This window comes from Streptomyces sp. NPDC006476, assembly GCF_040612015.1.
GTDB classification, from domain to species: Bacteria; Actinomycetota; Actinomycetes; order Streptomycetales; family Streptomycetaceae; genus Streptomyces; species Streptomyces griseorubiginosus_B.
In genome coordinates this window covers 1-6313 of the sequence record NZ_JBEXPK010000176.1, presented here as the reverse complement: position 1 = coordinate 6313, position 6313 = coordinate 1, and the positions used below count along the sequence as shown (strand labels likewise).

Here is a 6313-nt window from a genome sequence, read left to right as displayed (position 1 = left end):
CATAGCTCCGGACGAGACCCGCGGTTGTTTGAGAACTGAAGAGTGATCGTGCGGGGCTGACGCGAGAGCGGCGGTCACGGCAGGTGCCTAGGGCGAGGGCCCGGGTGGCAAACCGCCGTGATGGACGACGTTCTCCCCCTACGCGCCTGGCAGGCGCCACCCGGTCTCGGGTGTGGGGAAGTGCAGCGGGCCCCAACGCACGTGGCGGCAAGAGTGAGACCGCCCCCGTGACGACCGGGTGATGTCGTCGGCGGCACGCCAACCTGCACCGACTTCGTGCAGGCCGCCTGCTGGCGTCAGAGCAGTGACGATGACGCACCCGACTGTCCGGCTCGGGACCGGCACTCCGCAGCAACGGAGCGCCGGTGAAGCCGTGTTCCTGCTACCCGCGGGAGGTCGGCATGGGCCGACGACATACCCGGGCGCCGCCGTGACGGACCGGCCGGCGGCGCCTGAACGACTTCCCGGTCCGCCTCTTGCTGGCGTCGCAGCCATTTGTGCTGCGGCCGGTTGCCTCTCCTCGCCCGTCCGGCCCGCACATGTGTGCGCCGGCTGCACGGGCGGGGCGGGGGGAGCCGGACAGTCCGGCCCAAAGCGGTCCCCCGGGGTGCGACCCGAGGGACCGCGGACAGGCACCTGATGTGGAGGCACCTGTGGTCACCAGTCTGACAGACCAGCAACGACAGGATCTGTCGAAGAAGAACGCGGAGCAGAACAAGCGCTCCGAGGACAACGCCCGTGTGCGGGGCGGCCGTTGATGGCCGGGGGCGAGCACGAGAAGACGAAGGAGCCGCTGCCGCAGCGTCCGCGCGGCCCGCACCCGTACCTCTTCGAGAGGGCGGCGTGATGGCCAGTTCCACGAAGAGCGTCCCCGCGGACCGCACGGTCTTGGAGAGCTTCCCCGCGAGTCATCCGCGCGGCTCGTGGCCGGCGGAGGAGTTCGCCGCCGACTGCCGCCGTGAGGGAACCGAGGCACGGGTCGTGATGGACCTGGCTTCGGATTCCTTCCTGGTCATCTCGGAGCACGACACGAGGTGACCGACGCTGATGGAACCGCCCCGGACCAGGCGTGACGCTGCCGGATCGAATCCGGCCCGGGGCGCTTCGGCCCGCCGCCACCGACGGCGCTGGCCGCACTTCCCGGACCAGCCGCCGCCCTGTGGGCGCTCTGGCAGCTTCCGGCACTTCTCATATCCCTTCGACATGGGAGTCCCCATGCTCAATTACGTGGGCGGCCACCGGGCCGACACACCACAGGACTTCGCCGAACTCGCCCTCGGTACACCTGCCGAACTCTGGCTCGGGGTCGACGGCGAGAGCGACGAGGAACGCGCAGCCCGGTTGGACGCGGCGCGTGACATCCTCGCCGATCCCGAGTACGCCACGCTGCCGGACGACCTGATCCGCCTGGCCGCGCGGGTCGTCGAGGACCATCCGGACCTGTTCAACGTTCTCCCGCTGGCCCGCCCCGCCTGCCGCACCGCGCGTCGAGGAGCTGCCGCATGAGCGACGGTCTGACACTGGACGACTTGTCCGCGCCGCTGCGGGCGCTGCGCCTGCTGGCCGTGGACTTCGGGCACCTGCCGGCGCCCGCGGTGCGGGCGGGAACCGTCTACCCCAACCGGTTGGAGCTGTCGTTCCACGACGACCTGGCCGGCTTCGAGGCCTGGCGTGAAGCGCTCGGCGTCGCCCCGGATGCGGTGGCGCACAGCACACAGGGCGACGGTGACACACGCGTACTGAAGGCGACCGCCGACTTTGCGGGCGCGGTGCTGGTACTGACCGGCTTCGCCGACATCACCGCCCCGGCGTCGTCCGGGGCGGCTGGCTGATGTCGGCGGCGTGGGGCAAGTGCTACGACCCGACCGGCGCCCGCTACGGCATCCCCACCTACCCCTGGAAGCTCGCGCCCGACGGGTACGCAACGCGCCGCCAGTTACGGGCCAGGGGCCTGCGTCCGGGCGGCCAGCCCATACAAGTGCAGGTCATGCGGGTCAACCGGCGGCAGGGCGGCGTGCGCGTCAGCTACCTGTACCGCGAGGACCTGGCCAAGCCCGTCCGACCGATGACCTCGCGTAAGTGGGGCGCGCTCGCCCTGGCCATGCTCGCCCGCCGCACCTGCCCCAAGTGCGGTGTCACCTACAGCTACTGCATGCCGAGATCGCTCGGCATGTGCGTGCTGTGCGCCTACCCCGACGACCACGCAAGGACGTGATCACATGGACATGGAGTGGAAGGAAGCCGCCCGCCGGGCGGCGCACTGGAGTCTGCCGGTCGGCCTGACCGGCCTGTCGCTGGGCTGGACCGTGTACGCGGTGGGGGAGATCCTCGCCCACCAGGCCCCGGCACCGCTCGCCTACACCGTGGCCGGCATCTACGACGCTGTATGGCTGTACGCCCTGGCGATGGAGACCGCGCACCGCCGCCAGGGATCGTCCGGGAAACTGCCCGCCACCCTCGGCTGGCTGTTCCTGGTCACCTCGGTCGGCGTGCTGGTCACCCACGGCCTGCTGTACGCCACGCCGGTCGTCGCCGTGATCGGTGCGATGGTGCCGGCCGCCGCCAAGGCCACGCTCATCATGGCCGTCGAGCGGGACACCACCCGCATCTCCCCCACAGCACAGCAGCAGATCGACGCCGTGCGCAGCGCAACACGAGACCAGGTCGCCATCGGCCGCGCGGTCACCCGCGCCAAGGCCGACCGGCACACCACCGCCGCCGCCCTGGAACGCGAGGAGCGCAAGGCCCGCGGCCAGGCCCACAAGGTGCGCCACGAGGCGAGCGAGGAACTGGCGAAACTCACCGCCAAACACCCCACCGGCGACGTCCCCCAGGAGGTTCCGGCCCTGTTCTCGGACGATGACCTGGCCCGCGTGCTGGGCACGTGGACACAGGAGGGCGTGTCCCCGGCCGTGTCCCCTGTGTCCCCGCAGGTCGGACCCGTGTCCCCGACGCCGCAACTGCCCGCCTTGCAGGGTGAGGGACACACCCCGCTCGACTGGTCGGCCCTGGCCGCCGTGGCAGCGGTGGCGGGCGTGGAAACGCCCGAGCCGGGCGAGCCGCTGAGCGAGGAACAGCTCACGGTCGTGCTGCGGTGGCTGCGCCACTCCGAGAACCCCCCGCTGTCCTACCGCAAGGCCCTGGCCGCCTACCGCGCGGCCGGGTTCGTCGCCAAGGAAGAGCGGGTGCGCAAGGCGTACGCCGCGCTGATCGACGCCGAAGACGCACAGCCGTAAGACCGTCGTCCGGCACGACGCAATGAAGGCCAGCCCAGGGCAATTGGGCTGGCCTTCGTCGCGACTGCCGGAAAGCAGTCGACCGCACCAGTGAAGCAGACCCGGTGAGCCCCGGCGAGCGGCACCCTCGCAGACCCGGCGCAGACCCGGCGCGCAGCACAGGCCATCGATACGTGAACGCACAGAACGGAGGAGCGTGGCAAGGAAACAAAAGCCCGGCAAGGGCGAGGACACCTACGGGCAGGCGGCGGGCGCCATCGGCGGTCTCGTCATCGTCTTCGGTGTCCTGGCCACCATCAAGGACAAGTTGGGCCTGTCCTGGCCAGCCACCGTCCTGCTGACCGCAGGGGCGCTGGTCGCGCTCGGCTACCTGGCGTGGCGGATCCGTTGGGGCCTCCCGCGCCTGTGGGCGCGCCAGCCAGGCGCTTCCACCGCAGCCCAGCAGGCGGCCCTCAAGCAGGAATCTCCCATCCAGGCCGTCGCTGCCATGGCATCCGGTGCGCCCGTCGGTGCGGTCCCGGTGGCCGTTGAGGCATCCCCCAGCGGGGATGCGCGCCACCCGCAACTGACGATGCTGCTCAGCCGGATCGGGGCCATCGCCAGCAACGAACACGTCCGTGCCGGCGACGTCACCATCGAGACGCTGCCCGGCATCGGCACCGTCTACGACTTCCTGGTGCCGGAAGGGCGTACGCACGACGACGTCGCGAAACGCCTCGATCGGATCGCGTCGATGTTCGGCGTCACCCGCCTGCACCTGAAGCTGGAGACGAGCCGGAAGAGCGAGCGCCATGTACGCCTTCTAGTGCTGAGCGAGCCCCCGTTCAGCAGCCCGTTCCCGTCCCCGACCCGGCAGGAGATCCAGACGTTCGCGGGGGTTCCCCTCGGACACGAGGTCACCGGCCGGCTCGCCGGGGTGCCCACCTTCGACAAGGCGTCCCTGCTGGTCGCCGGCATGACGCAGATGGGCAAGACGACCCTGGTCAACGGACTCATCACCTGCCTGCTGATCGCATACGGCGAGTTCGACCTGTACCTGCTCGACGGCAAGCTGTGCGGGCTGACCAAGTTCGAAAAGCTCGCCGTCCGTTACGAGGCGTCCGACGATCCGGCCGTGATGGAGAGCATGCTCGATGAGCTGCTCGTCCGTGTGGACGACCGGTACACGCAGTTGCAGGACGCCATCCGCAACCGGCAGCCCGTACCGGTGTTCAAGCCGGTGTTTTTCGTCATCGACGAGGCCGCCGACTTCTACACCGACAACGGCACCAAGGAATCGAAGGAACAGGTCCGCCGGGTAACCGACAAGTCCCGTTCCCTGGTGGCGAAATCCCTGGAATCGGGGATTTCCACGGTGATGCTGACGCAGCGGCCGGCCAAGGACGCCATCCCGGTGAAGGTGCGGGATCAGTTCCTGTACCGGATGTGCCTGTACGTGGCGTCCGAGGGCAGCGCGAAAGTCGCCCTCGGGGATTCTTACTTCGATACGGTCGCCCCGATCCACCCGGCACTGCTGGACCCGGAAATCAAGGGCCAGGCCGTGTTGTTCGCGAACGGATCGTCCACGCTGATCCGGGGCTTCAATTTCGCGGATGAGTTCATCTGGGGAGTCGTTGACGAGGTGCACGCCCGGCGCGAATCGGCGATCCCGGATTCTCCTCTGAAGCAGGCCATCGACATCATGCGCACTGACGGTGTCGAGTTCATGGCAACGGCCGAACTCGCCCCGGCTCTCGGGATCACAGAAAGCGATCCCGCAGAGCGCGGAAAGCAACTCAGCCGTCTTCTCGGTGTTCCCGCCGACAAGGGCGCGAAGGGTGTGCGGGGCTACCGGCTGGCCGACCTGACCGCCGCCGCACTGTCCGGTTCGTGACCGCCACCTGCCACCGCCGCACCACCGCCACGGAACCGCCACCCGGCCTGTCCGGGTGGCGGTCGGCCCCGCCCGGGTGGCGGTGGTCGGGCGGTCATCTGGCGGTGCCGGGTGGCGGTGCTGACCAGCGAGAACGATCAACAACCCCAGGAAGGAGGGAGGAGGCCCGTTGCGTGCCTCTACAGCCGTCACCGTCGGCGTGGGAGCGACCGCGGCCGTGCTCGTGGCCGCGCTCGTCCAGGGCGCCGGCGACGACCCCGTTGGGACGGCGCTCAGCCTGAGTGTGCCGAGCCAGTACAAATCCCTGATCGAGGACGCGGGACATACCTGCTCCGAGGTCACCCCGAACCTGCTCGCCGCGCTCCTCACGCAGGAATCCGGGTTCAATCCGAAAGCCCGGTCCCAGGTTGGCGCGGAAGGCATCGCTCAGTTCATGCCGTCCACCTGGGAGAGCCAGGGAATCGACGGAAACGGCGACGGAAAGCGCGATGTGTGGGATCCCGCGGATGCGGTCCCGTCGGCAGCCGCCTACCTGTGCGGCATAGCCAAACACGTCAGGGACGTTCCCGGAAATCCGCAGAGCAACATGCTCGCCGCCTACAACGCAGGAACCGGCGCCGTCCGCAAATACGGCGGCGTGCCGCCCTACAAGGAGACACGGAATTACGTCCAGTCCATTCAGGCACTCGCCGACCAGCCGTCCGGCGGGGAAACTGCGACCACGACGCAGGCCGAAACCGCGATCGATGCGGCAAAAGCAATGATCGGCCAGCCGTATTCGTGGGGCGGCGGAAACGCGCAAGGTCCGAGCAGGGGAACCTGCTGCTCTCCCAACGGCCGGTCCGGAACCGGCATTTCCGGGTTCGACTGCTCCGGGCTGACGCTCTACGCCTACGCCAAGGCCGGGATCTTGCTGCCCCGCACGGCAGCCGAGCAGTACGCGGCCTCGGAGCCCGTCACGCCCGGCGATGTCCGGCCCGGGGATCTCGTCTTCTACGGCTCCACCCTGTCGAGCATCCATCACGTCGGCCTCTACATCGGCGGCGGCTGGATTCTCGACGCCCCCCGCCCCGGCGCACAGGTCCGCTACGACCCCATGGACGTCATGCCCGACCTGATCGCCGTCGCCCGCCCCACCTCCCACTCCAACAAGGAGATCTGACTTCATGTCCAAGTTCACCGTCCTGGCCAAGCCCGTCGACAT

The 6313-nt window shown here is 69.3% G+C and carries 7 protein-coding genes; all 7 read left to right on the top strand.

Features of this window, described 5'->3' with window-relative positions; translation table 11 throughout:
- The first annotated feature begins 846 nt into the window (after window positions 1-846).
- A complete protein-coding gene (locus ABZZ74_RS52075; protein WP_356951141.1) occupies window positions 847-1038 on the top strand; it encodes a hypothetical protein in 192 nt (63 codons plus the stop codon).
- A gap of 177 nt (window positions 1039-1215) precedes the next feature.
- A complete protein-coding gene (locus ABZZ74_RS52070) occupies window positions 1216-1506 on the top strand; it encodes a hypothetical protein (protein ID WP_356951140.1) in 291 nt (96 codons plus the stop codon).
- Window positions 1503-1832 carry a hypothetical protein gene (locus ABZZ74_RS52065; protein WP_356951139.1) on the top strand — a complete coding sequence of 110 codons (330 nt, stop codon included), beginning with the start codon at window positions 1503-1505 and terminating at the stop codon, window positions 1830-1832. The genes ABZZ74_RS52070 and ABZZ74_RS52065 overlap by 4 nt, the downstream gene beginning before the upstream one ends.
- Entirely contained in the window at window positions 1832-2215 is a 384-nt protein-coding gene (locus ABZZ74_RS52060) for an RRQRL motif-containing zinc-binding protein (RefSeq protein ID WP_356951138.1), read from the top strand. The genes ABZZ74_RS52065 and ABZZ74_RS52060 overlap by 1 nt, the downstream gene beginning before the upstream one ends.
- A gap of 4 nt (window positions 2216-2219) precedes the next feature.
- A complete protein-coding gene (locus tag ABZZ74_RS52055) occupies window positions 2220-3236 on the top strand; it encodes a hypothetical protein (protein ID WP_356951137.1) in 1017 nt (338 codons plus the stop codon).
- A 196-nt stretch (window positions 3237-3432) separates the two neighbouring features.
- Window positions 3433-5109 (top strand): FtsK/SpoIIIE domain-containing protein, encoded by a 1677-nt coding sequence (locus ABZZ74_RS52050; RefSeq protein WP_356951136.1) that lies wholly within the window; start codon window positions 3433-3435, stop codon window positions 5107-5109.
- A 199-nt stretch (window positions 5110-5308) separates the two neighbouring features.
- Window positions 5309-6271: a bifunctional lytic transglycosylase/C40 family peptidase gene (locus ABZZ74_RS52045; RefSeq protein ID WP_356951135.1), complete on the top strand. Its 963-nt coding sequence runs from the start codon at window positions 5309-5311 to the stop codon at window positions 6269-6271.
- Window positions 6272-6313 lie beyond the last annotated feature (42 nt).

Coding starts and splice junctions, on each gene's coding strand:
- ABZZ74_RS52060 (WP_356951138.1), top strand. CDS start 1,832: ATGTCGGCGGCGTGGGGCAAGTGCTACGACCCGACCGGCGCCCGCTAC.
- ABZZ74_RS52065 (WP_356951139.1), top strand. CDS start 1,503: ATGAGCGACGGTCTGACACTGGACGACTTGTCCGCGCCGCTGCGGGCG.
- ABZZ74_RS52075 (WP_356951141.1), top strand. CDS start 847: ATGGCCAGTTCCACGAAGAGCGTCCCCGCGGACCGCACGGTCTTGGAG.
- ABZZ74_RS52070 (WP_356951140.1), top strand. CDS start 1,216: ATGCTCAATTACGTGGGCGGCCACCGGGCCGACACACCACAGGACTTC.
- ABZZ74_RS52055 (WP_356951137.1), top strand. CDS start 2,220: ATGGACATGGAGTGGAAGGAAGCCGCCCGCCGGGCGGCGCACTGGAGT.